The 22168-nt window shown below is 62.9% G+C and carries 21 protein-coding genes; 15 read left to right on the forward strand and 6 right to left on the reverse strand.

Translation table 11 applies throughout. From position 1 onward, the window contains the following. Positions 1 to 272 precede the first annotated feature (272 nt). The 11 genes from Q0P52_RS00965 to ggt all read left to right on the forward strand — a co-directional run bounded on the left by Q0P52_RS00965 (position 273) and on the right by ggt (position 12528). Positions 273 to 1514, forward strand: a complete 1242-nt coding sequence (locus tag Q0P52_RS00965; protein WP_293759781.1) for a SpoIIE family protein phosphatase — start codon at positions 273 to 275, stop codon at positions 1512 to 1514. A 46-nt stretch (positions 1515 to 1560) separates the two neighbouring features. Beyond that, positions 1561 to 2121, forward strand: coding sequence for a SiaB family protein kinase (locus Q0P52_RS00970; protein ID WP_293759779.1), 561 nt, complete (start codon positions 1561 to 1563; stop codon positions 2119 to 2121). Positions 2122 to 2132: 11 nt separating this feature from the next. Continuing rightward, entirely contained in the window at positions 2133 to 2519 is a 387-nt protein-coding gene (locus Q0P52_RS00975; RefSeq protein ID WP_293759777.1) for a DUF1987 domain-containing protein, read from the forward strand. A gap of 100 nt (positions 2520 to 2619) precedes the next feature. Further along, entirely contained in the window at positions 2620 to 3942 is a 1323-nt protein-coding gene (locus Q0P52_RS00980) for a glutamate-5-semialdehyde dehydrogenase (RefSeq protein WP_293759775.1), read from the forward strand. A 171-nt stretch (positions 3943 to 4113) separates the two neighbouring features. Continuing rightward, complete coding sequence (locus Q0P52_RS00985) at positions 4114 to 4545, forward strand: DUF2214 family protein (RefSeq protein WP_293759773.1); 432 nt, start codon at positions 4114 to 4116, stop codon at positions 4543 to 4545. Positions 4546 to 4648: 103 nt separating this feature from the next. Beyond that, entirely contained in the window at positions 4649 to 5005 is a 357-nt protein-coding gene (locus tag Q0P52_RS00990) for a hypothetical protein (protein ID WP_293759771.1), read from the forward strand. A 192-nt stretch (positions 5006 to 5197) separates the two neighbouring features. Beyond that, a complete protein-coding gene (locus tag Q0P52_RS00995; protein WP_293759769.1) occupies positions 5198 to 5905 on the forward strand; it encodes an alpha/beta fold hydrolase in 708 nt (235 codons plus the stop codon). A 31-nt stretch (positions 5906 to 5936) separates the two neighbouring features. Continuing rightward, positions 5937 to 7364 (forward strand): DUF2252 domain-containing protein, encoded by a 1428-nt coding sequence (locus tag Q0P52_RS01000; RefSeq protein ID WP_293759768.1) that lies wholly within the window; start codon positions 5937 to 5939, stop codon positions 7362 to 7364. A gap of 123 nt (positions 7365 to 7487) precedes the next feature. Next, positions 7488 to 9098: a methyl-accepting chemotaxis protein gene (locus Q0P52_RS01005; protein ID WP_293759766.1), complete on the forward strand. Its 1611-nt coding sequence runs from the start codon at positions 7488 to 7490 to the stop codon at positions 9096 to 9098. Positions 9099 to 9268: 170 nt separating this feature from the next. Next, a complete protein-coding gene (locus tag Q0P52_RS01010) occupies positions 9269 to 10621 on the forward strand; it encodes a glutamine synthetase family protein (protein WP_293759764.1) in 1353 nt (450 codons plus the stop codon). Between the two features lie 167 nt (positions 10622 to 10788). After that, complete coding sequence (ggt, locus tag Q0P52_RS01015) at positions 10789 to 12528, forward strand: gamma-glutamyltransferase (RefSeq protein ID WP_293759762.1); 1740 nt, start codon at positions 10789 to 10791, stop codon at positions 12526 to 12528. 114 nt (positions 12529 to 12642) lie between these two features. Here the strand turns inward: ggt and Q0P52_RS01020 are convergent, their stop codons facing one another. Next, a complete protein-coding gene (locus Q0P52_RS01020) occupies positions 12643 to 12954 on the reverse strand; it encodes a hypothetical protein (protein WP_293759760.1) in 312 nt (103 codons plus the stop codon). 254 nt (positions 12955 to 13208) lie between these two features. Here Q0P52_RS01020 and Q0P52_RS01025 point away from each other — a divergent pair, with 254 nt between their 5' ends. Beyond that, positions 13209 to 13685, forward strand: a complete 477-nt coding sequence (locus Q0P52_RS01025; RefSeq protein ID WP_293759758.1) for a universal stress protein — start codon at positions 13209 to 13211, stop codon at positions 13683 to 13685. 174 nt (positions 13686 to 13859) lie between these two features. On the opposite strand, the gene Q0P52_RS01030 is transcribed toward Q0P52_RS01025, so the two are convergent. Then, positions 13860 to 14609 carry a TlyA family RNA methyltransferase gene (locus Q0P52_RS01030; RefSeq protein ID WP_293759756.1) on the reverse strand — a complete coding sequence of 250 codons (750 nt, stop codon included), beginning with the start codon at positions 14607 to 14609 and terminating at the stop codon, positions 13860 to 13862. 403 nt (positions 14610 to 15012) lie between these two features. Here Q0P52_RS01030 and Q0P52_RS01035 point away from each other — a divergent pair, with 403 nt between their 5' ends. The 3 genes from Q0P52_RS01035 (at position 15013) to Q0P52_RS01045 (ending at position 17909) form a co-directional block, all read left to right on the forward strand. Further along, on the forward strand, positions 15013 to 16545 hold the full coding sequence (locus Q0P52_RS01035) for a BCCT family transporter (RefSeq protein WP_293759754.1): 1533 nt from the start codon (positions 15013 to 15015) through the stop codon (positions 16543 to 16545). A 96-nt stretch (positions 16546 to 16641) separates the two neighbouring features. After that, positions 16642 to 17271 carry a YceH family protein gene (locus Q0P52_RS01040; RefSeq protein ID WP_293759752.1) on the forward strand — a complete coding sequence of 210 codons (630 nt, stop codon included), beginning with the start codon at positions 16642 to 16644 and terminating at the stop codon, positions 17269 to 17271. A gap of 107 nt (positions 17272 to 17378) precedes the next feature. Beyond that, positions 17379 to 17909 carry a YfaZ family outer membrane protein gene (locus tag Q0P52_RS01045; RefSeq protein ID WP_293759750.1) on the forward strand — a complete coding sequence of 177 codons (531 nt, stop codon included), beginning with the start codon at positions 17379 to 17381 and terminating at the stop codon, positions 17907 to 17909. A gap of 86 nt (positions 17910 to 17995) precedes the next feature. Here Q0P52_RS01045 and Q0P52_RS01050 read toward each other — a convergent pair whose 3' ends face one another. From Q0P52_RS01050 to Q0P52_RS01065, 4 genes are all read right to left on the reverse strand, one after another. Further along, positions 17996 to 18364, reverse strand: coding sequence for a cupin domain-containing protein (locus tag Q0P52_RS01050; protein ID WP_293759748.1), 369 nt, complete (start codon positions 18362 to 18364; stop codon positions 17996 to 17998). A gap of 147 nt (positions 18365 to 18511) precedes the next feature. Continuing rightward, positions 18512 to 19066: an arsinothricin resistance N-acetyltransferase ArsN1 family B gene (locus Q0P52_RS01055; protein WP_293759746.1), complete on the reverse strand. Its 555-nt coding sequence runs from the start codon at positions 19064 to 19066 to the stop codon at positions 18512 to 18514. A 104-nt stretch (positions 19067 to 19170) separates the two neighbouring features. Then, positions 19171 to 19884, reverse strand: coding sequence for a glutathione S-transferase family protein (locus Q0P52_RS01060; RefSeq protein WP_293759744.1), 714 nt, complete (start codon positions 19882 to 19884; stop codon positions 19171 to 19173). A 121-nt stretch (positions 19885 to 20005) separates the two neighbouring features. Further along, complete coding sequence (locus tag Q0P52_RS01065; protein ID WP_293759742.1) at positions 20006 to 22042, reverse strand: prolyl oligopeptidase family serine peptidase; 2037 nt, start codon at positions 22040 to 22042, stop codon at positions 20006 to 20008. Positions 22043 to 22168 lie beyond the last annotated feature (126 nt).

Raw genomic sequence — 22168 nt, forward strand, 5'->3', positions numbered from 1 at the left:
CGACTTATGATCAACCAAGCGGTTGCTTGTCTGACAAAGTAAGCCATGAGCTAAACAGGGTCAAGCCAAACCGCCTTACTGCCCGTTATAGCAGCCCAGCCTTATTTACTTGTCGCCACACCCCCTGTGAGCGTCACTCATCTAAAAGTTTTCAACACAAATAGCTACACCATTTGATTGATAATACAAATAATCTTAACCAGCGCGTAACAGCGCCATCACCATGCCCGCCTAGACTCCAGCCATCACACATTCGCACTGGAGCACACGCCATGCCGCTGGACAGCATACCCCGCGCCGGTCAGGCCAACTCGGTGGCCGGCCACCTGCTGCAAACCCCGCCCACCGTCGCCCCCACCGACAACAACTATCAGGTGATGGACCTGTTCTCGCAGGACACCCTGCTGGCCAACATTCCGGTGGTGGAGCAAGGCCGCGCGGTGGGCATCATCAACCGCAACACTTTCATGAGCACGATCGCCCGGCCCTTCCACCGCGAGATTTTCGGTCGCAAATCCTGCACCGCCTTCATGAACGCCAGCCCGCTGATCGTGGACTACCTGACGCCCATCACCGAGCTGTCCTTCCTGGCGCTGGGCGCGGGGGAGAAAGTGCTGTCCGACGGCTTCATCATCAATGTGGACAACAGCTACGCCGGCATGGGGCAAGGCGTGTCGCTGATGCAGGCGCTGGCCGACCAGCAGGCAGAAAAGCACCGGCAGATGATGGAGAGCATCAACTACGCCAGTGTGATCCAGCAATCCTTCCTGCAAAGCTCGCGCCGCGACATGGCGGCGGCGCTGGAGGATTACTTCATGGTGTGGTCGCCGCGCGACATCGTCGGCGGCGACTACTACTACTTCGTCAAACGCGACGACGGCTTCTTCGTGGCCGTGATCGACTGCACCGGTCACGGCGTGCCCGGCGCCTTCATGACGCTGATCATGGCCTCCACCCTCAAGCAAGTGCTGACCACGCATGATCTGCGCAACCCGGCCGAACTGCTGTGCGCCATCAACCGCCAGGTGAAGCAGTCGCTGGGGCAGCTCACTCCGGAAGAAGCCGGCATCGACGACCATCCGGAACTGAACTCCGACGACGGCATGGACGGGGCTTTCTGCTGGTTCGACAAGGCCAGCCGCACGCTTACCTACGCCTCCGCCAAGACGCCGCTGTTTGTGCTGCCGCCGGAAGGCGAAGAAGTGCACACACTGGAAGGCAACAAGAAAGGCGTGGGCTATGTCGGCACGCCGCTGGATTACGAGTGGAAAAACCACGCGGTAAAACTGGCCGCCGGCAGCCGGCTCTATATCAGCACCGACGGCATCATCGACCAGATCGGCGGCCCCAAGCGCATCTGCTTCGGCAAGAAACACCTCAAGGAACAGATTCTCAAGCACGGCCACAAGCGCATGGAGCAACAACAGAAGCACATCATCGACGCCTTCCTGCGCTGGCAGGGCGACAACAGCCGCCGCGACGATGTCAGCCTGTTCGGCGTTTGCCTGGATTGAGCCGCTTCCGTCCTTCGGCCAACCTTACAACGACGGAATCCGCACCATGAGCCTCAGCCGTTTTCACCGTTTCAAAGACCTGGCCCGCCAGGAAAACGTAGTGTTTTACTACACCGGCTTTTTCTCGCAGAGCATCGTCGCCGCCATGGGCGACTCGCTGCGCCTGCGCCTCAACAGTCTGGAAGCCAGCCAGCCGCTGCGACGCAAGCTGTTCTCCATCTTCGTGGAAATGGCGCAGAACATCGTGCACTACTCCGCCGACGCCCTCACCGCCCGCGACAGCAACGACAACGAAGTACGCATGGGTTCGCTGTGGGTGGGCGAGGAAAACGGCCACTTCTACGTGGTGTGCGCCAACCCCATCGGCAGCGACAACGTGGCGCGCATCCGCGACAAGCTGGAGCCGCTGCGCAGCATGAGCAACGACGAGATCAAGGCGCTCTACAAGGAAAAACTGCGCGCCGAGGACGAAGACACCAGCAAGGGCGCCGGCCTCGGCTTCCTTACCGTAGCGCGCGACTCCAGCAACCCCATCGAATTCGACTTTGTGGCAGAAGACGGCGCCCACGGCCCGTTCACCACCTTTTACCTCAAGGCAACCATCTGAGTTTCATCACCATGCAAAACCTCTATATCGCCGCCACCAGCTCCACTCCGGAAGTGGACTTCCGTTTCGACAGCCACCAGCTGAGCCTGCGGGGCGAAAGCTATCCGGAAAACGCCCACGCCTTCTTCGGCCCCATCATGGACGCCGTGCAGGCCTACCTGCCCAAGCTGCACGCCACAACGGTAACACTGGACATCCAGCTGGCTTACTTCAACAGCTCCAGCACCAAAGTGCTGCTGGAACTGTTCGGCCTGTTCAACAAGGCCGCCGTCGCCGGCAATTATGTTCACCTCAACTGGCACTACATCGAGGATGACGAAACCATCCTCGAATTCGGCGAGGAGGTGGCGGACGACTACACCGCGCTGGATTTCCACCCCTGCGCCATGGTGGGCTGAGCGCAGTCGGCTCGCCGCGCCGCCGGACAGGGGAAAGCGCCGCCAGAACATGGCTGCCCCTGCCCCTGTCCGACAATATCCGGATGCGCGAAACTGGCCGATGCCAGTGCTTTGGGTTACTCTCAAAGGCAACGCCAAAGAGACAGTGCATCAGGACATCGAGATGAACGTAAAAGAGTATATGCAGCGGGTTGGCCAGGCCGCCCGCAAGGCCAGCCGCCTGGTAGCCCGCGCCGACACCCTGCAAAAAAACAAGGCGCTGAACGCCATGGCCGACGCCATCCTGCGCGACAGCGACAAACTGCTGGAAGCCAACCGCAAGGATCTGGACGCCGCCCGCGCCGCCGGGCTGGAACCGGCCTTCATCGACCGCCTCACCCTCAACCCGCAAACCGTCGCCGCCATGGCCGAAGGCTTGCGTCAGATCGCCACCCTGCCGGACCCGGTGGGTGAAATGGACGATTTCCGCTTTCGTCCGTCCGGCATCCAGCTGGGCAAGATGCGCGTGCCGCTGGGCGTGGTGGGCATCATTTACGAAGCCCGCCCCAATGTCACCGCAGATGCCGCCGGCCTGTGCCTGAAATCCGGCAACGCCACCATCCTGCGCGGCGGCTCCGAAGCCTTCCACAGCAACCAGGCCATCGCCGCTTGCGTCAGCGAAGGCCTGCGCGTGGCCGGCCTGCCGGCTGAAGTGGTGCAAGTGGTGGAAACCACCGACCGCGCCGCCGTGGGCGAGCTCATCACCCTGCAAGAGTATGTGGATGTGATCGTGCCGCGCGGCGGCAAGAGCCTCATCGCCCGCATCAGCGCCGAAGCCCGTGTACCGGTCATCAAGCATCTGGACGGCAACTGCCACGTCTATATCGACGACACCGCCAATCCGGACAAAGCCTTCAACGTGGCCATCAACGCCAAGACCCAGCGCTACGCGCCGTGCAACACCATGGAAACCCTGCTGGTGCACTCCGCTTTCGCCGCCTTCATCCTGCCAAGGTTGGCCGAAGCCTACTGGGAAAAGGGTGTGGAACTGCGCGGCTGCGAACGCACCCGCGTGATTCTGGGCGACAAGGTATCGGCGGCAACGGAAGAGGACTGGTTCACCGAATACTCCGCCCCCATCCTCGCCGTGAAAGTGGTGAAGGATCTGGACGAAGCCATCGAGCACATCAATCACTACGGCAGCCACCACACCGACGCCATCATCACCGAAGATTACGGCCGTGCCCGCCGCTTCCTGCGCGAGGTGGACTCCTCCAGCGTGATGGTGAACGCCAGCACCCGCTTCGCCGACGGCTTTGAATACGGCCTTGGCGCAGAGATCGGCATCTCCACCGACAAGATCCACGCGCGCGGCCCGGTGGCGCTGGAAGGGTTGACCAGCCAGAAATGGATCGTACTGGGTGACGGCCAGATTCGCAGTTGAGCACCGATTGGCGCAAAAAAAGCCGGGATCATTCCCGGCTTTTTCATTTACGCCCCTTCGCATACAAAAACCACACCCCACAGAACATTCACTCATGTCTCGCCGCCCACGACTTGCCAGCCCAGCGGCGCTTCTCTAACGTAGCAGCATATCGCCGCCCGGAGGGCCATCATGCTGCTATGGCTGTCAGCCTCGCTCCATCTGCTGGCGCTGGGCTTCGGTCTGGCGGCGATAGCCATCCGCTCCCGTCTGCTGGGGCAAATCCCCGATCCCGCCCTGCTGACCCGCCTGTTCCGCGCCGACAATTGGTGGCATCTGGCCCTCGCGTTGTGGCTGCTCAGCGGCGGCGCTCTGCTGGCGCTGGCGCCCCCTGCTCATCCCTCCCCGTGGCTTTATCTGAAACTGGCACTGTTTCTGCTGATCCTGCTGCCGGAATGGCATTGCTGCAAAGTGCTGCGTCAATGGCGCGAGCGGCAGGCGCGCAGCCGCTTGCCGGCGCCGGGCGACGCGGGCTTGCTAACGCTGATCAGTCAGTGGCAATTGCTGGCCAGTGTGCTGTGCCTGTTTGCGGCCACAGCGGTTCGCCTCTTTCAAATATCCTGATTGCATTCAAACACTTGTTAACAAATACCATAGACAGCGACAGGAACCCCTGCCGGTCTTCGGCCAACCAAACACGGGTGTGCCATTCAACCGTTGCCCTGCCATGTCTCTCCTCTCCCGTTTGCTGCTCTGCGCCAGCTGCGCACTGTTCCCCGTTCTGCCCGCTCATGCCGCCGTCCACAAGGAACCGTACGAAATCAACTCCACCAAGACGCCGCAAACCATCGCCGGCTGCCTCGATCAAGGCATCGCCAAACTGAAAATTCCCAAGGAATACGTACGCCACGACACCGCTGACAACGGTGCCCTCTCCGTCATGCTGCATAATCCGGTATCGGGCAAAACCGGCCTTGCCATCACGCTGCGCCCCAAAGACGAGGGTGCGACGGTGCAGGTTGACCCCAACGGCATTCCGGTTGCCAAGCCCTGGGAGCGGATGATCGAACGCTGCGCCCGTTAAGCTGTGGATAAATGCCACTCATTGCGAAAATCTGTTGGTCATGTGGATAGAAACTGAACAAGCTGTGCATAAGTTCATTTGCCAGCGCCGCATTGCGTGACAAGGGCTTCGCACCCATCTGCTCCCCTCTGTGGACAAGCCGAGCAATCAGCTACAGCCCTGTTGATGATGTGGATGATTCGGGATAACTCTGTGGATAACTACGCATTCAAACCTTTGTCGCTGGCGTTTGACGACATCCAGCTGCAGGCGGACACACTGGGTGCCGGCCCATGTCAGCGGGCGCTGATGCTGCTGCATGGCGCGGGCGGGGCGCATCGCGGCGTTTATGCGGACTTGCGCCATTATCTGGCAGGCCAAGGCATCAGCAGCTCCGCGCTGGACTTCGTCGGCCATGGCGAGACCGGCGGCTCGCTGCTGGGGTCCAGCCTGGCCTCGCGCGTGGCACAAGCGGCAAGGTTGGCCGAAGCCCATCCCCCGCAGGCCTTGCTCGGCAGCAGCATGGGGGCCTATATCGCCATTCGCCTGCTCGCGCAGCTTCCCGCTGTCACCCATCTGGTGCTGCAAGTGCCCGGCGTCTACAACCCGGCGGCGTTCGAGACGCCATTCGGCCCCGAATTCAGCGCCATCCTGCGGCAAGAAAACAGCTGGCGCGACAGCGACGCCTGGGACAGGCTGGCCCGTTTCGAGGGGCATTTGCTGATTGTGGCGGCGGAACGGGACGAGGTGATTCCCCACGAAATCGTCGAGCGCTTGTACGCCGCCGCCGGCGCCACCTGCAGCCGGGCGCTACTGACAATCGATCATGCCGGCCATCAGCTTGGACGGCACTGGGCGGAAAACCCGTTGGCGATGACCGAATACCGCCAGAATCTTGCAGCGTTTCTCGCCAGGGACTGAGCTGTGCGCCGGCCAGTCCCCGCCGTCGCGCTTGAGGGGTACACTGGCCGATGACACCATCCTGATCGCCATTACCATGCCTACCGCCGTCCATCCCCAGTTCGAACGCTTGCAAAACTCCGGCAAGGAGCGCCGCAGCGCCTGTCCGCGCGCCGATCAGGCGCTATGCAAGCTTGATCCCCGCCGCGACATTGTCGCCATGATCCGCCAGACCTCCGCCGGCCGCGTGCCAAAGCTGGTGCCGCTGCGCTATGAGCGCATGAAGGTTTCGCCGTTCACCTTCTTTCGCGGCATGGCGCTGATCCAGGCGGCCGACCTCGCCAGCGCCCCGGACAGCGGCCTGAAGCTGCAAATCTGCGGCGACGCCCACCTGATGAATTACGGCTTTTTCGCCTCGCCGGAGCGTCAGTTGATGTTCGACATCAACGACTTCGACGAAACCCACCACGGCCCCTGGGAATGGGACGTCAAACGGTTGGCGGTGAGCCTGGTACTGGCCGCCCGCGAGCGCGGCTTCAATGAAAGCGCGGCCAAATCCGTGGTGGCGCACATGGTGGCCACCTATCGCAAGCGCGTGAACGAGTTTGCCCAGATGGGCCAGCTGGCCACCTGGTACAGCAAGCTGGGCTATGAGCAGCTGCTGGAACGCGCCACCGACGACGCCATTCGTCAGCAGCTGGTGAAAGTAGCGGACAAGGCGCGTACACAGACGCAGGAACGCCTGCTGCCCAAGATGACCACGCAGGAGGATGGTTCGCTGCGCCTGCGCGACAACCCGCCGGTGATTTTTCACATGACGCCGGACGATCAGGTATGGGGACAAGACGCCGACTGGCTGGGCGAAGGCCATGCCAACGACCTGCTCAAACCCATGCTTTCCAGTTACATCAACACGCTGAAAGAAGATCGCCGCACCTTGTTGCAGCGCTTCAGACCGGTGGACGCCGCCTTCAAGGTGGTGGGCGTGGGCAGCGTGGGCACCCGCTGCCTGGTGGTACTGCTGCAGGACGACTACGACCAACCGCTGTTTCTGCAACTGAAAGAAGCACGCAACTCGGTGCTGGAGCCCTACACCCAGCTTTGCGTGCACGGCCATCAGGGCAAACGGGTGGTCTTCGGCCAACGTCTGATGCAGGCCGCCAGCGACCTTTTCCTCGGCTGGACTACCGGCCCCGGCCAGCGTCATTTCTACGTGCGCCAATTGCGCGACATGAAGGGCTCACCGGCGCTGGAGAGCTTTGAAACGGCGGACAGCTTGGCAGCCTTCGGTCAGGCCTGCGCCTGGGCGCTGGCGCGAGCGCACGCCAAATCCGGCGGGCAAGCGGCTGAACTGGCGGGCTATATCGGGCAGTCCGACCGGCTGGATCAAGCCATCGCCGCCTACGCGCCGCTGTATGCCGATCAAGTGACGCAGGACTACAACACATTCTGCAAGGCCTTGAAGAGCCGCAGTCTATAAAGGGAGAAGTCGACTGATTTGTTCGGCTATTATCAAACAATGTTTTAACATCACCTCGGCATTCATAACAAAGTGATGAAACAATCACCCGCTTGAACACACTACCCAACTCAGGACAACACCATGCGCGTCAATACCCGTCTTTTGATCCTGATCGGCGCCAGCCTGCTGGCGCTGGTGCTTCTGGCGGCCGCCTCGCTCTTCGCTACCCGCACCACCCTGCAAGACGAAAAGCGCGAGCAGATCACCCTGCTGCTGAAAATGGCCGAAAACACGCTGGGCTATTACGCCAAGCAGGAGGCAGCCGGCAAACTTACCCGCCAACAGGCTCAGGACGCCGCCCGCAAATCGCTGAAGGCGCTGAAAGTGGACGACATCTACTTCTTCGCTCGCGACAATGAAAACCGTTTGGTGCTGCACCCCAAAGCGGAACGAGAAGGCAAGGTGGACATGGGCAGCCCGGTGCCCGACGGTCGCACCACCGTGGCCTTGTACAAAGAGGCACTGAGCAAAGAGCACTACGGCATCGTTACTATTCTCACCACCCGCGCCGGCAGTCAGGATTCGCTGCCCAAACTCAACGGCGTAGTGCGCTTCGACCCCTGGGGCTGGACGGTGGGCACCGGCTTCTTCATTGACGACATCGACAAACTGTTCTGGCGCGAAGCCACTTTGTTGCTGGTGCTGGGCGGCGTCGCCACCGCCCTGTTGGCGGCGCTGGGCCTGACCATGTCCCGCAGCATCGTTCGCTCGCTGGGCGGCGAACCTGCCTATGCCGCAGAAGTGGTGCGCCGCATTGCGGCCGGCGATCTTGCCGGCGAGATCACAGTCAACGGCCCGCAAGGCAGCCTGCTGGCGGCGATGCGCGACATGCGCGAGAAACTGCGGGAGATGATTGCCGGCATTCATGCCGCCACTGCCGACATCGGCGTGGCCAGTCGCGAACTGTCTCAGCAGATTGCCCGGGTGGATGAGGTGTCCGGCGTGGCTAGCAACTCTACCGCCTCTGCCGCCGCCGCCATCGAGCAATTGTCGGTCAGCATTGACCACGTCAAGGACAACACGCGCGGCACCGAAGACGGCGCACGCCGCTCCAGCGAAATGGCGCATGCCGGCGAGCAAGTGGCGCGCGAAGCCGCCAACGGCATCGAAGCCGTAGCCGGACAAGTGGAAGACGTGGCCGGCCTGGTTAGCACCTTGGCCGAACGTACCCGCAACATCAGCGGCATAGCTGAAACCATTCGCGACATCGCCAACCAGACCAATCTGCTGGCGCTCAACGCCGCCATTGAGGCGGCGCGCGCGGGCGAAATGGGCCGCGGCTTCGCCGTGGTGGCCGATGAAGTGCGCAAACTGGCCGAGCGCACCGCCAGCGCCACCAGCGAGATCGGCGCCATCGTCCAGGTGGTGGTGGATGACACCGGCAGCGTGGCCACGCGCATGCAGGACATCCGTCCGGCGGTAGAGCAAGGCGTGGCGCATGCCAACGCCGCCGCGCATACGCTGGACAACCTCAATCGTCAGGCACATGCCGCGCTGGACAACCTGCACGGCGTGGTCAGCGCCATGACCGAGCAGAGCCAGGCAGGCACCAGCATCGCCGCCAGCGTGGAACAAGTGGCCGGCGTGGTGGAGGAAACACAAAGCTCGGTCAAAGTGGCGGTGGAAGCGGTTCTCCGCATCGACTCGTACGCCGAACGCCTCAACGCATCCGTCTCCCGTTTCCGCCTCTGATCATATCTTTTACCTTGCCTTCGCAGCCCCGGTCCGCAAACCGGGGCTTGCCCTCCCCCCCGCAACTGGCATAATGCCCACTGCGCCCAGACGCCAAATACAAAAACATCGCCTCACCGACAGACAGGCAAATCGTTGAATCATCTACATGGATTACTGGGGAGACTTGCATGTCCCACGCTGCCATCCCGGCCGAACTGGCCGAATGGTTGATTCAGGAAAACGTCCGCGACGTTGAACTGGCTTTCGCCGACGTCACCGGTTTCGCCCGCGGCAAAACCCTGCCTGCCAAGGCTTTGATCAAAGGCCAGGCCCTGCGCATTGCACGCGCCGTGCCCATCCAGACCTGCGTCGGCGAATTTCCCGACTACCGTTTTTACGGCGAACACGATCCGGACGTCACGCTGGAACCGGACTTTGCCACCCTGCGTCGCATTCCCTGGGCCAAAACCCCGCGCGCGCTGGTCGTGTGCGACTGCGTCGACCACGACGGCAGCCTGGCTCCGCTGGCGCCCCGCTCCATCCTGAAAACCGTGCTGGCGCGCTATGCCGAACGAGGCTGGTCGCCGGTGGTGGCTCCGGAGCTAGAATTCTACATTTTCGACGCCCACACCGACCCGGCAGCGCCCTTCCTGCCGCCGGCGCTGCGCACCGGCCGTCGCGAGAGCGGCTTTGACGCCTTCAGCTTCTCCACCCTCAACGATCTGGAACCCTTCTTCGACGACCTGTATCGCGCCTGCGAAATGCTGGGCATCGATACCGACACTTTCGTGCACGAAATGGGCCCCAGCCAGTTTGAGATCAACCTCAAGCACGGCAACGCGCTGGATCTGGCCGACCAAACCTTCCTGTTCAAGACCGCGCTGAAGGAAGTGGGCTGCCAGCACGGCCTGACCGTGGTGTGCATGGCCAAGCCGCTGCCCGGCCAGCCCGGCAGCTCCATGCACCTGCATCAAAGCCTGGTGGATAGCGAAGGCCGCAATGTGTTCAGCAAGGCTGACGGCGGTGAAAGCGAAACCTTCTTCCAGTTCATCGGAGGCCTGCAGCAGCACCTGCCGCGACTGATGCCGCTGTTCTGCCCCAGCCCCAACTCCTTCCGCCGCTTTGTCAAAGGCCTGGCCGCACCGGTCAACGTCAGCTGGGGCGTGGACAACCGCTCGGTGGGCCTGCGCGTGCCGGTCTCCGGCCCGGAAGCCCGTCGCGTGGAAAACCGCCTGCCCGGCTGCGACGCCAACCCCTACCTGTCGCTGGCCGCCAGCCTGGGTGCGGGCCTGCTCGGCATCGAGGACAAGGCCGTGCCCGGCGAACCGGCCACAGGCAATGTGTTCTTCGATGAAAACTGCGCCACCCTGCCCACCACGCTGGATGCCGCTTGCGAACTGATGGCCGCGCATGACAGCGCCACACGCCTGTTCGGTGAGGAATTCAGCCGCGCCTATCTGGCAGTGAAAGAGGTGGAGCTCACCCACTTCCACCACCAGATCACCCCATGGGAACGGCAATATCTGGCTACGCTGGCCTGATTGCCCACGCCGTACCCGCCTTCGGCCAACCTTCGGGTTGGCCGTTTTCATTGCCGCCGCCCCTCATTGACCCTGCCGGCCGCGACGAGCAACATGATTCCGCCCGATTCGGACGGGCAAGCCGGCAACAAGACCGGCTCAGCAACCCAATGACAGAGGACCGCCCCATGTTGCCCATCCCTCGTTCCGTGAGCCTGCTTGCCCTGGCCGCCTTGCTGGCCGCGCCAGCCGCCATGGCCGACAACGCCAGGCCCGAGGCCGCCAGCGGCTTTACCGGCAAGCAAGCCGTGCGCGCCCGCCAGTTCATTATTACCACTGCCAACCCCTATGCCAGCGAGGCCGGTTTGGCCATGCTCAAGCGCGGCGGCAGCGCCATTGACGCCGCCATCGCCGCGCAGATGGTGCTTGGCCTGACCGAACCACAGTCTTCCGGCATCGGCGGCGGTGCGTTCATGCTGTATTTCGATGGTCGCGCGCTGACCAGCTTCGATGGCCGGGAAATCGCGCCGGCCACCGCCGATCCCGAGCTGTTTCTCAAAAACGACCGCAAACCGATGGATTTCTATGAGGCGGTAGTGGGTGGGCGCTCGGTGGGCGTACCTGGCGTGCTGGCCATGCTGAAGCTGGCGCATCAGCGCGACGGCAAACTGCCGTGGAGCGCGCTGTTCCAGCCCGCCATCAAGTTGGCCGAAAGCGGTTTCCGCGTTTCCCCGCGCCTCAACACCCTGCTCAGCGGCGAGAAATTCCTCAAGGACGACCCGGAGGCCCGCGCCTACTTCTATCAGGCAGACGGCAGCCCCCTCCCGGTGGGCAGCTTGCTGAAAAACCCGGCTTATGCCGCCACCTTGCGCGAGATCGCCGCCAATGGGACGCAAGCCTTTTATCAGGGCGACATCGCTCGCGCCATCGTGGAGAAGGTCAACGGTCACAGCCGCAACCCCGGCAAGATGCTGATGGCGGACCTGGCCGCCTATCAACCGGTGGAACGCCCGGCGGTATGCGGGCCTTACCGCAGCTGGAAAGTGTGCGGCATGGGAGCGCCCAGTTCCGGCGGCGTGGCGGTGCTACAAATGCTGGGCATGCTGGAACGCTTCCCGATGGCCAGCTACGCGCCAGGCAGCGTTGATGCCGCCCACCTGTTTGCCGAAGCCAATAAACTGGCTTTCGCTGATCGCAACCGCTACCTTGCCGATCCCGGTTTTGTCGCCGTACCGACGGAAGGCCTGATCGACGCCGGCTACCTCAAGCAGCGCAGCATGCTGATCGATCCGGCGCGCGACCTTGGCAAGGCCCAGCCCGGCGAGCCGGCCGGCGTGAAGATTGCCGAGCGCGGCCGCGACAACGCGCCCGAATTACCCTGTACCTCGCACATCAACGTGGTGGATGGCCGCGGTCATGTGCTGAGCATGACCACCTCGGTTGAAGACCAGTTCGGCAGCCGCTTGATGGTGAAAGGTTTCCTGCTCAACAACCAGCTGACCGATTTTTCCTTCTCGCCGGTGGACAACGGCGCGCCGGTGGCCAACCGGGTGGAAGCCAGAAAACGCCCCCGCAGCAGCATGTCGCCCACCCTTGTTTTCAACGGCAAGGGGCAGTTCGTGCTGGCCACCGGTTCCCCCGGCGGCAGTCAGATCATCGGCTATGTCGCGCAGACGCTGATCGGCATGCTGGACTGGCGGCTCGACCCGCAGGCCGCGGTAAGCCTGCCGCACTACGGCAACCGCAATGGCGCCACCGAACTGGAAAAAGACCGCGGCCTGGACCCGCTGGCAGCTGAACTCAGCGCGCGCGGACATCAGGTGAAAATGACGGAGATGACCAGCGGCCTGTCGGCCATCGTCAAGACGCCGGGTGGTTACATCGGCGGGGCGGACCCACGCCGTGAAGGCGTTGCGCTGGGTCGCTGACCACGCGTTTGCCGAAAGACAAAGCCCCCGCAGGACGGGGGCTTTTTGCTGGGCGAGATGCGCTGAACAAGCGCTTGCCAGCACATTCAGGCCGGACTGTGCGCCAAGGCCTGTTCAACTGCGGGTAGAGCGCAAGCGGCGGGCCAGTTCGGCCACCGCGTCATCGCGGGTCAAGGGCGGCATCTGCTGATGCTGGGTGGTGGTGATCCATTTTTCCACCACGGAGCGGTCGCCGCGGGCGGCCTTCAGCAGCAGGCCGAAATCATGCCCGGTGGAATGCTCCAGCGGTTCGATGCCGCGCAGCTGGGTATGAGCCGCATAGGTATGCGTTTGTGTGTCCGGGGCTTTTTTCTTTTTGCCGGCGCTGCGCACCCAGCCGAAAACCAGCAGGATCAGCACCAGAGTAACCAGCGTAAAAATCAGCATGTCGCTACCTGTTTCCTTATGTGAATGCCGATGAAGGCCATGTCATTCAAACAGTTGCTTTAGATCAACTGCATAAAGCATGGTTCACTGCCCAAAATCTGTCGAAATAGTATGCTGAATGGGACAGCGCCGCACGGACCCGCTGCGCCGCCCACTAGAGGACGACAAGGCGAAAATTCCGCACAATGCCCGCAGAAAAGCGTGAAATGCCACACCAAGGCCTGTCGCCAATGTTTTTCATGAGGGAGTCTTGCATGTATCAGCACATTATCGTCGCCGTAGATGGTAGCCGCACGGCGGCGAAAGCGCTACACGAAGCCATACGTATTGCCAAATCTTTACAGGCTCGCCTGACACTGGTGAATGTGGTCAGTTTGCGCGATCTCGCCATTGAAGGGGTCGGCTCGCTGGATACCCATCAATTACACGAACAAGCCTTCCGCCAGGCGCGGGAATTGCTCGAAGCCGCTGAAAAAACCGCATTGAACGAAGGCCTGACCAAAGTGAATTTCCATATCGCCGAAAGCTGGGAAGGCGGCAAGGATCTAGCCGAAGTGCTGATCCGTTTTGTGGAAAACGAAGCCGCCGATTTGCTGGTGCTGGGCACCCACGGCCGCAGCGGCATAGCTCACTTGTTGTTGGGCAGCTTTGCCGAACTGGTCATGCGTCGCACGCCCTGCCCGCTGATGGTGGTGCGCGGAGACGGAGACGACGACATCAAGGTCGATTGAAAACCGCAGCCAATACCACTTGGCCGCCTGAAATCCGTACCGGCACCGGCAGGCGGGCGAAGTGTGGTTTTGCAAGCGGCTCCGACAGGAGCCGTCCCACCGCTTTCGTCATGGGCAAGGTGACGGAAGCCATCCGCAGGCTGTCATGCAGCCTGCGGATTTTCTTTTCCCGCCTCAATCGCAGCGGCGCGCCAGCACAAAGAACTCGCGATTGCCGTCGCCGCCCTTGATCGGGCTGTCGAACCATTTCTCCACCTGCCAGCCCAGCTCGCGCAGGCAGTGCGTGATTTTGTCCTGCACCAGCGGGTAGTAGCGCTCGTCCTTGACGATGCCGCCGCGCGCGAGTCCTTCGCGCCCCACTTCGAATTGCGGCTTCACCAGGCTGAGCAGATAGCCGCCTTCGCGCAACAAGGGCAAGGCCGACGGCAACACCAGCGTCAGCGAAATGAAAGACACATCGCACACCATCACATCAAACAGGCGGCCCTCATTCGCCGCCAGAATGGTGTCATGCTCCAGCGCGCGGGCGTTGACGCCTTCGAAATAGCGCACACGCGGGTCTTCGCGCAGCCGGCCGTGCAATTGGTCGTGCCCCACATCCACGCCCACCACCCGGGCGGCGCCGGCCTGCAGCAGGCAATCGGTAAAGCCCCCTGTGGACTGGCCCACGTCAAGCGCCAGCCAGCCTTCAACCGTCAGGCCGGCGGCGGCCAGCGCGCCTTCCATTTTCAGACCGCCGCGCGAGACGAAGCGGTCGGCCGGATCAGCTTTCACCATCAACGGCGCATCCAGCGGCAACTTGAGGCTGGGCTTGCCAATCAGCGCGCCGTCCAAGCTCACCCGACCGGCGTCGATCAGGTGCTGGGCAGCGGTGCGAGACACCGCCAGGCCTTGCTCCACCAGCAGGATATCCACCCGTTTCATTTCGTCTCCGTATGCGGTCAGCAAGCAAAAAGGGGGACAGATTGTCGGCTGCCCGCCATGCTGTCAAGCCGGCCTTCGCTGATGACAGTTGTCAGCGCAAGTGTTTACAAGCGTTTGCTAATAATGCTACCGTAAAAAGGCAATGCTTTGAATTCATTGACTTAGCGCTGCCAGTCGCCTCGCGCTTCCATCTCTCGCAGCGTGGCGGCAGCGGCTTCCAACCCAGTCTTCGGGCAACCTGCCCGCTTCTGCAACCGCCCGTATCCCGGGCACCATGGCGCGCCGCCCCGCACCGGGCGCACGCCATTCGGCTCTTGCCTTGAGTCGTCCGCCAACAGACCCATCCGGCCCGTTTCCGGCAGTGTTCCGCTGCCCGCGACGGCCGCTCAAGGAGACATTTCGCATGGTTTTACGCGCATCGCTGTTTCTCACCGCGCTGTTTGTCCTGTGGGGCATTGCCGCCCCGGCGCATCTGACCGACACCACGTCGGCGCTGCTGTCTTACACCATTTCACGCTTTGGCTGGTTTTACCTGCTAAGCGTGTTCGGCTTTCTGGTGTTTTCCCTGTATCTGGCTTTCGGCCCCTTCGGCCACATTCGCCTTGGCCGCGAAGACGAAGAGCCGGAGTTCTCGCGCGGTAGCTGGTTCGCCATGCTGTTTTCCGCCGGCATGGGCATTGGCCTGGTGTTCTGGGGCGTGGCCGAACCGATTTCCCACTTCGCCACGCCGGCCAACGCCGCCGTCACGCCGGAGTCGGCCGAAGCCGCCCGCGCCGCCATGCGCTACTCGTTTTTCCACTGGGGCCTGCACCCCTGGGCGGTGTACAGCCTGATGGGGCTGGTGCTGGCCTATTTCAAATTCAACAAGGGCATGCCCGGGCTGATCAGCGTCACCTTCCGCCCCTTGCTGGGCGACAAGGTGGATGGCCCGCTGGGCAAGGCCATTGATGTGCTGGCGGTGCTGGCGACGGTATTCGGCGTGGCCACCTCGCTGGGCTTCGGCACCCTGCAGATCGAGAGCGGCCTGCAAAAGCTGTTCGGGATTCCGCCCGGATTCTGGCTGACCGCCGGCATCGTGGTGACCGCTACCGTGCTGTTTCTGCTGTCCTCGCTCACGGGCCTGTCCCGCGGCATCAAATGGCTGTCCAACCTCAACATCCTGCTGGCCCTCGGACTGCTGTTGCTGATCATCGGTCTGGGCCCCACCGGCTTTATCTTCGACACCTTCACCACCACGCTGGGCGACTACTTGGGCAACCTCACCAGCAACAGCCTGCGCATGTCGCCATTCAACCAGGGTACCTGGATTGCCGGCTGGACACTGTTCTACTGGGCCTGGTGGGTGACATGGGCACCGTTTGTGGGCATGTTCATCGCCCGCGTGTCGCGCGGCCGCACCATCCGCGAATTCGTGGTGGGTGTGATGTTGGTGCCGGCGCTAGCCAGCTTTATCTGGTTCTCCGCCTTCGGCGGCACCGCCATTGACCTGCAGTTGTTTGCCGGCGCGGACATGGTCAGCGCAGTGAAGGCCGATGTGTCCACCGCTCTATACGTAATGTTCGACCACCTGCCGGGCAGCCAGGCTTTGTCTTTGCTGGCCATGGTGCTGGTGGTGAGTTTCTTCGTCACCTCGGCCGATTCCGCCACCTTTGTGCTGGGCATGCTCACCTCTAAGGGCAGCCTCAATCCCGGCCACCGAGTCAAGCTGATCTGGGGCGTGCTGCTGTCCGCCATCGCACTGGTGCTGCTGTCCAGCGGTGGCCTCAAGGGCCTGCAAACCATGTCCATTGTCGCGGCGCTGCCCTTCATGCTGATCATGATAGGCATGGCGGTGTCGCTGTACCGGGCGCTGTCGGATGAGGAGCACCAGTCGCGTCTGCGCGAAATCCGCCGTCTGCACAAGCTGCAAGCACTCATGGACGAACGTGACCGCTAAACATCGGCAAGCGAAACCCGCCCCCGCCTCGCGCGGGGGTTTTGCTGTCTGCTGCAAGGTGAGATGATGCAGCCATCCCGGAACAAGGAGCAGCACATGGATACGTATCAACTGGAAGCGGCGGAAGTGCGCGTATTGGGCGCCCTGGTGGAAAAACAGGCGCTGACCCCGGACAGCTACCCGCTGACGCTCAACGCGCTGGGCTCCGCCTGCAACCAGCTCACCAGCCGGGAGCCGGTGATGCAGCTCTCCGATGCCGACATCAGCGCGGCGCTGGACAGCCTGATCGCCCGCAAACTGGTTGCCGAGCGCCTGCCGGCCGGCAGTCGTGTGGCCAAATACGAACATCGTCTCAATTACGAGTGGAATATCGACGGCGCACGCCTGGCGGCGCTGGCCATGCTGATGCTGCGCGGCCCGCAAACCAGCGCGGAAATCCGCACCCGCGCCGGGCGCGTCTATACCTTCGGCAATGTGGAAGAAGTGGAGACCGCACTGGAAGCGCTGGCCGACAAATACCCACCGCTGACGCAGAAACTGCCTCGCCAGCCGGGCGAGCGCGAAGCGCGCTGGTGCCATCTGCTGTCCGGCGAACCCACCCTCACGGAGATCTCCGGCGGCGCCGCCATCGACGTGGGCGTGGCGGGCCGGGTAGCCGCGCTGGAAGCCGAAGTGGCCGCGCTCAAGACCCGTCTGCTGGAACTGGAAGAGCGCTTGGCCGAATAGGCGGCCTGGCCGTCGCCGGCGCCTGCCTGCGATGTCGGCGGCGACCGCAAGACCGAAACTTATGACAACAGCGGGCGTCAGACCGGCTTTTGCACTGGATCGACACCATGAAGCATCTGCCCCTGCTACTGGCGCTCGCCGGCCTCAGCGCAGCCGCCCAGGCCGCTGATTACTCCCTGCAAGCCGGCAAGGACTACTACCAGTTCAGCCGCACCCCCCAAGGCGCCGGCATCGGCCTGACGCTGGACTACATCGACCACAAGGATCATGGCAGCGCCGGCGGTGCGGGCCTGGAGTTCGCCCTGCCGCTGGGCCGCCTGACGCTGGCCGGCGGCGGCAAACTGATGGCGCTGGACCCGGACAGCGGCTCCGGCACCGCCGCCTTGCTGGGCGGGCGCGCCAGCTTTGAGCTTGCCCCCAAGATCAGCCTGTACGGCCAGGCCTACTATGCGCCTTCATCTTTCTCCAGCGGCAGCGTGGACAAAGTAAGCGACGTCGGTGCTGGCGTGCGCTGGAACGTATTCGGGCCGCTGGCGGTGGACGCCGGGTATCGTTACTTCGATATCAGTCGCAGTGAAGACAGCCGCAGCCGCAAGCTGGCCGATGGCTGGTATCTGGGTGCCGGTCTCGTGTTCTGAGCAGTGCCCTCCGCCATGAAAAAGCCCCGGCTCGCCGGGGCTTTTTGCATCAGTTTGGCCGAAACGCCAACACGCGAGGGGTCTGTTCAATGTTGCTTGGGTTCGAAAATGGCGTAGGTCTTGCGTGCCGGCTCAATCACCTCCCACTCCCCGCTGAAGCCTGCCGGCACCACGAAATGATCGCCCGCGGTCAACTCCACACTGCGGCCTTGCTCATCGGTCAGCCGTACTCGGCCTTCCAGCAGGGTGCAGAATTCATGTTCGGTGTAACGCACGCGCCAGCGCCCCCTGCCGCCAGTCCAGATGCCTGCGTGAAACTGCCCGCTGGGGTCGGAGTAATGATTGGCCACGGTTTGCGCGCAATCGCCTTCAATCAGACGGTCCGGCGCGGCGACAAAGGCATCCTCCTCTACAGGGTGACGCTGGAACACGATGATGGTGGGTTGTTGGCTCATGCCTGGATCTCCTCTTGATCTGTTTGGCCGGGCTAGCAAAATCATGTTGCCAACCGTCTTATTTGATCAAATTTGGCACAAGCCAGGGTAACTGTCCAACCCTACGCCGCCGTCAGCCGCCAAGCACCACCCTGGTGCCAAAAACTGTCAGGCCGGCACAACAACGGTGCTGACGCAAGCTGCCTCTTGGGGCGGACCGTCTTGCAATTTCAGCTCCCAATAGCCCACATCCAACCAGCGGCCGTGTTTCCAACCCACTTCATGAAAGGTAGCCACATGCTGGTAACCCAGGCTTTCATGCAGGCCGGCGCTGGCCGGATTGGGCAAGGCGATGCCGCCGATGGCAAGATGCGCGCCCAGCGCCTGCAGCCTTGCGATCAATTCCCGGTACAGCTGGCTGCCCAGCCCCTGCCCGCGCGCTTCCGGCGAGAAGTACACCGAGGTTTCCACCGCAAAGCGGTAGGCGCGCCGCTCGCGCCAGCGAGTGGCATAGGCGTAGCCGAGAATCTCGCCTTCTTGCTCCATTACCAGCCAAGGCAGCCCCTGTCCTTGCACTTTCTGTATGCGCTCCACCATTGCTCCCACCGTGACCGGCTCTTCTTCAAAGCTGATGGTGGTGCCGAGGATGTAGGGGTTGTAAATGGCGGCGAAGGCCGCTGCATCGTAGGGCTCCGCGGAGCGGATGGTGACTGGGGATGTCATGACGTTCTCCTTGGGTGGCAAGCCTTCATCTTGCAAGATGCGGGCCAGCTGGTACGAGCCGTCAGACTGGCCTCAGTCCGCTTCAAGGACGCGATGGCCAACGCCTACGAAGGCTGCCACTCCGGGTACCAGGCCTCGCGCATCCGGCTCACATAGGCCATCAGCGTCGGGCGGGCGCGGATGGCGCGGATGGATGGCGTTTCGCCCAAAGCACGGGTCAAGCCGCCGGCGAGGAAGGCGAACATGCTGGCGTCCGCCCAGCACGCACGTTGGCCGAAGAGGTAATCCTGATTGCCCAGCAGGCCCGCCAGCGCATCCAGGTCCATTTCAAGCAGGCGTTGCCGCTCTTCGGCGCTGAAACGCCCCAGCCCCTGCCCGTGCAAGGTTTTGCGCACGCCGCGGCGCACCATGGCTTTCACCAGACCGCGCAAGGGCGCCGGCACCGGCTGGAAGAAGCGGGCCGGGCCGCGCTCAAAGGTGGCGTCATCCAGCCAGCGCTCTTGCACCACCAGCCAATACAGATGATCGCCGCACAAACAGTCGACGGCCCAGGCGGTGGCTTTTTGCGCTTCGCTCAGCCCCTCGTCCAGCGTGATGCAGTGCTTTTGCGCCAGATGCAGGCGGATGAAAGTGGAATCGGGAACGCATTCGCCATCGTCGTCGATAAAGGGCAGCTTGCCCTTCGGCGCTTTGCGCATATTGCCGCGCATCGTGCGGTAAGGCAGGCCGGATAATTTGAGCAAAGTCTCGGCCTTGAGCACAAAGGGGCTGGGATCGGGCAGCCCGAAAGCCGGGCCAAAGGTGTGCAGGGTGATCATGGACGGCTCCGGACTGAAAACCCCAGTCTGGCACAGGCCACCGTCCATGCAAACGAGCTATGGCTTGCGATGCGCCGTCATTCGCGGCCACGATCGGGCCACAAACAATGACGGCAGCAGCTCAATCCATCAGCCGCTGATAGAGATACACCAGCACCCGGGCCAGATCTTCCGCCGTATGCTCCTGACCGGCGTTGCCAGTATGGCCGCCGCTGTCGGTTTCGTAGAACAAGGCGGCATGCCCGGCTTCGGCCAACCTTGCCACCATCTTGCGCGCGTGCGCCGGGTGGACGCGATCGTCCCGACGGCTGGTGGTGAAGAAGGCCAAGGGATAGGCCGCGCCTTCCCGTACATGGTGATACGGCGAATAGGCCAGCAAGGCGGCGCGCTCCTCCGGCACTGCCGGGTCGCCGTATTCATCTATCCAGCTGGCGCCGGCCAGCAATTCCGGGTAGATCAGCATGTCCAGCAGAGGCACTTCGCACACCACGGCGCGGAACAGCTCTGGCCGACGGATCATGCAGGCGCCCACCAGCAGGCCGCCATTGCTGCCGCCTTCTATCGCCAGCTTGGCCGGTGAGGTGAGGCCAGTCGCGATCAGGTCTTCTGCCACGGCGATGAAGTCGTTGAAGCTCACTGGCCGGTTCACCCCCTGAGCCGCCTGATGCCAGGCCGGGCCGAACTCGCCGCCGCCGCGGATGCAGGCCAGCACGAAAGCCCCGCCCTTGCCCAGCCAGTGCTGACCAAAGTTTTCCACGTAGTAAGGCATCATCGGCACTTCAAAACCGCCGTAGCCATACAACAATGTCGGCGTGCCGCCATCCAGCGCCACATCGCGCGCCCGCACCACAAAGTAGGGAATGCGCACCCCGTCCGCCGCCACGGCATAGCGCTGTTCGGCGACATAGGGCGCGGCGTCGAAGGCTTCCGGCTGGCGACGCAGGCATTCCGCCTCGCCGTCGGACAGCTCCAGCCGATACAGGCCGGTTGGCGTCAGGAAGTCGCTGTAGCTGTAGTAGAGGGTGTCGCTGTCCCAAGGCTGGTCGGCGAACTCGATCACGCCGCTCTCCGGCACCGGCAAGCGGCGGGGCTGCCAGCCGTTTTCGTCGCGATCGAACGCCAGCAGGCGGCTCTTCACCTGATCGATCAGGTTCACCACCAAATGATTACGCGTAGACTCCACCGACTCGATGGCCAAACCCTCTTCCGGAGTCACCAGCGGCTGAAACGCCTTGCCAGTGGGCGCGCGCAGTTCTGCCAGCGGCACCGCCAGCAGGCTGCCGGCCGGCCACAGCGTATCGCCGCATTGCCAGTCTTCGGCCAACTTGACGATGAAATCGCCATGCAGAAACGCTTCGATATCGGCACGCGGCGGCAAAGGCAGCGGGTGGCAGTCCAGCCCGGAGTCCACCAGAAAATACGTCTTGCTGTAAAAACTGTCCGAGGCTTCAATGATGTCCAGCCAAGCGTCGTGGCCGTCCAGATAGCGCCAAGCCGCCACCATCATGGCGTCGCGCCCCGCTTCAAACACCTTGCTCCAGCGATGCTGACCGGCCTCGCCACGCTCCACCAGCCACACTTCGGCGGGATAACCGGCGCGCGTCAGTGGCGCGCCCTTCCAGCCGGGGCAGACCCACAGGCTGTCCGGATCGCGCCAGGCCAGATGGTTCTTGCCTTCCGGAAAGGCGAAGCCTTGCTCCACCCAGTCGCCGGCTTCTAGATCAAACTCGCGGGCAATACTGGCGTCGCCGCCGCCGTCCGACAAATGCACCAACACCCGGTTCGGCTGCACCGTACAGTGCGCCACGCCGTCCAGATACCAGTCACGACCGTCGGCTGCCGCCAGCGCGTCGATATCCAGCACCGTACCCCATTCCTGACTACCGGCGCGGTAGGCCGGCAAGGTAGTGCGCCGATAGATGCCGCGCGGGTGTTCGGCGTCCTGATGAAAGTTGTAGAGCCAGCCGTCGTGCTCGGAGAAAAAGGGAATCTGCCGGTTGTCGCGCAGGTGGGCCAGGATGTCGTCCCGCAGCGGCAGGAAGCGCGCGTCCGCATCAAGTTGCGCCGCCGTAGCGGCATTCTGTTGCTCCACCCATTGCAGGGCGGCGGGGGAGTCCAAGCTTTCCAGCCACTGGAAGGCGTCGTCAGGCAGGCTCATGGATGTCTTCACCAAGCAAATAAGGCGCACAGGGTATCAGCGCCTTGGGCAAACACCAACCCTGTCTCGGCGCCGCGCTGCGCAGGCGGTAAATCGGCAAACCGAAGCAGCCGGCAATAACCTGCC

This window comes from uncultured Aquitalea sp. (genome assembly GCF_945957525.1).
Classification (GTDB): Bacteria; Pseudomonadota; Gammaproteobacteria; order Burkholderiales; family Chromobacteriaceae; genus Aquitalea.

Excerpts from the sequence above, each read along its gene's own strand:
- Q0P52_RS01020 (WP_293759760.1), bottom strand. The coding sequence starts at position 12,954 with ATGCTGATTTTTACGCTGGTTACTCTGGTGCTGATCCTGCTGGTTTTC.
- Q0P52_RS01040 (WP_293759752.1), top strand. The coding sequence starts at position 16,642 with ATGGATACGTATCAACTGGAAGCGGCGGAAGTGCGCGTATTGGGCGCC.
- Q0P52_RS01050 (WP_293759748.1), bottom strand. The coding sequence starts at position 18,364 with ATGAGCCAACAACCCACCATCATCGTGTTCCAGCGTCACCCTGTAGAG.
- Q0P52_RS01065 (WP_293759742.1), bottom strand. The coding sequence starts at position 22,042 with ATGAGCCTGCCTGACGACGCCTTCCAGTGGCTGGAAAGCTTGGACTCC.
- Q0P52_RS01030 (WP_293759756.1), bottom strand. The coding sequence starts at position 14,609 with ATGAAACGGGTGGATATCCTGCTGGTGGAGCAAGGCCTGGCGGTGTCT.
- Q0P52_RS01055 (WP_293759746.1), bottom strand. The coding sequence starts at position 19,066 with ATGACATCCCCAGTCACCATCCGCTCCGCGGAGCCCTACGATGCAGCG.
- Q0P52_RS01025 (WP_293759758.1), top strand. The coding sequence starts at position 13,209 with ATGTATCAGCACATTATCGTCGCCGTAGATGGTAGCCGCACGGCGGCG.
- Q0P52_RS00975 (WP_293759777.1), top strand. The coding sequence starts at position 2,133 with ATGCAAAACCTCTATATCGCCGCCACCAGCTCCACTCCGGAAGTGGAC.
- Q0P52_RS01060 (WP_293759744.1), bottom strand. The coding sequence starts at position 19,884 with ATGATCACCCTGCACACCTTTGGCCCGGCTTTCGGGCTGCCCGATCCC.
- Q0P52_RS01045 (WP_293759750.1), top strand. The coding sequence starts at position 17,379 with ATGAAGCATCTGCCCCTGCTACTGGCGCTCGCCGGCCTCAGCGCAGCC.
- ggt (WP_293759762.1), top strand. The coding sequence starts at position 10,789 with ATGTTGCCCATCCCTCGTTCCGTGAGCCTGCTTGCCCTGGCCGCCTTG.
- Q0P52_RS00990 (WP_293759771.1), top strand. The coding sequence starts at position 4,649 with ATGTCTCTCCTCTCCCGTTTGCTGCTCTGCGCCAGCTGCGCACTGTTC.
- Q0P52_RS01035 (WP_293759754.1), top strand. The coding sequence starts at position 15,013 with ATGGTTTTACGCGCATCGCTGTTTCTCACCGCGCTGTTTGTCCTGTGG.
- Q0P52_RS01005 (WP_293759766.1), top strand. The coding sequence starts at position 7,488 with ATGCGCGTCAATACCCGTCTTTTGATCCTGATCGGCGCCAGCCTGCTG.
- Q0P52_RS00965 (WP_293759781.1), top strand. The coding sequence starts at position 273 with ATGCCGCTGGACAGCATACCCCGCGCCGGTCAGGCCAACTCGGTGGCC.
- Q0P52_RS00970 (WP_293759779.1), top strand. The coding sequence starts at position 1,561 with ATGAGCCTCAGCCGTTTTCACCGTTTCAAAGACCTGGCCCGCCAGGAA.
- Q0P52_RS01010 (WP_293759764.1), top strand. The coding sequence starts at position 9,269 with ATGTCCCACGCTGCCATCCCGGCCGAACTGGCCGAATGGTTGATTCAG.
- Q0P52_RS00985 (WP_293759773.1), top strand. The coding sequence starts at position 4,114 with ATGCTGCTATGGCTGTCAGCCTCGCTCCATCTGCTGGCGCTGGGCTTC.
- Q0P52_RS00980 (WP_293759775.1), top strand. The coding sequence starts at position 2,620 with ATGCCAGTGCTTTGGGTTACTCTCAAAGGCAACGCCAAAGAGACAGTG.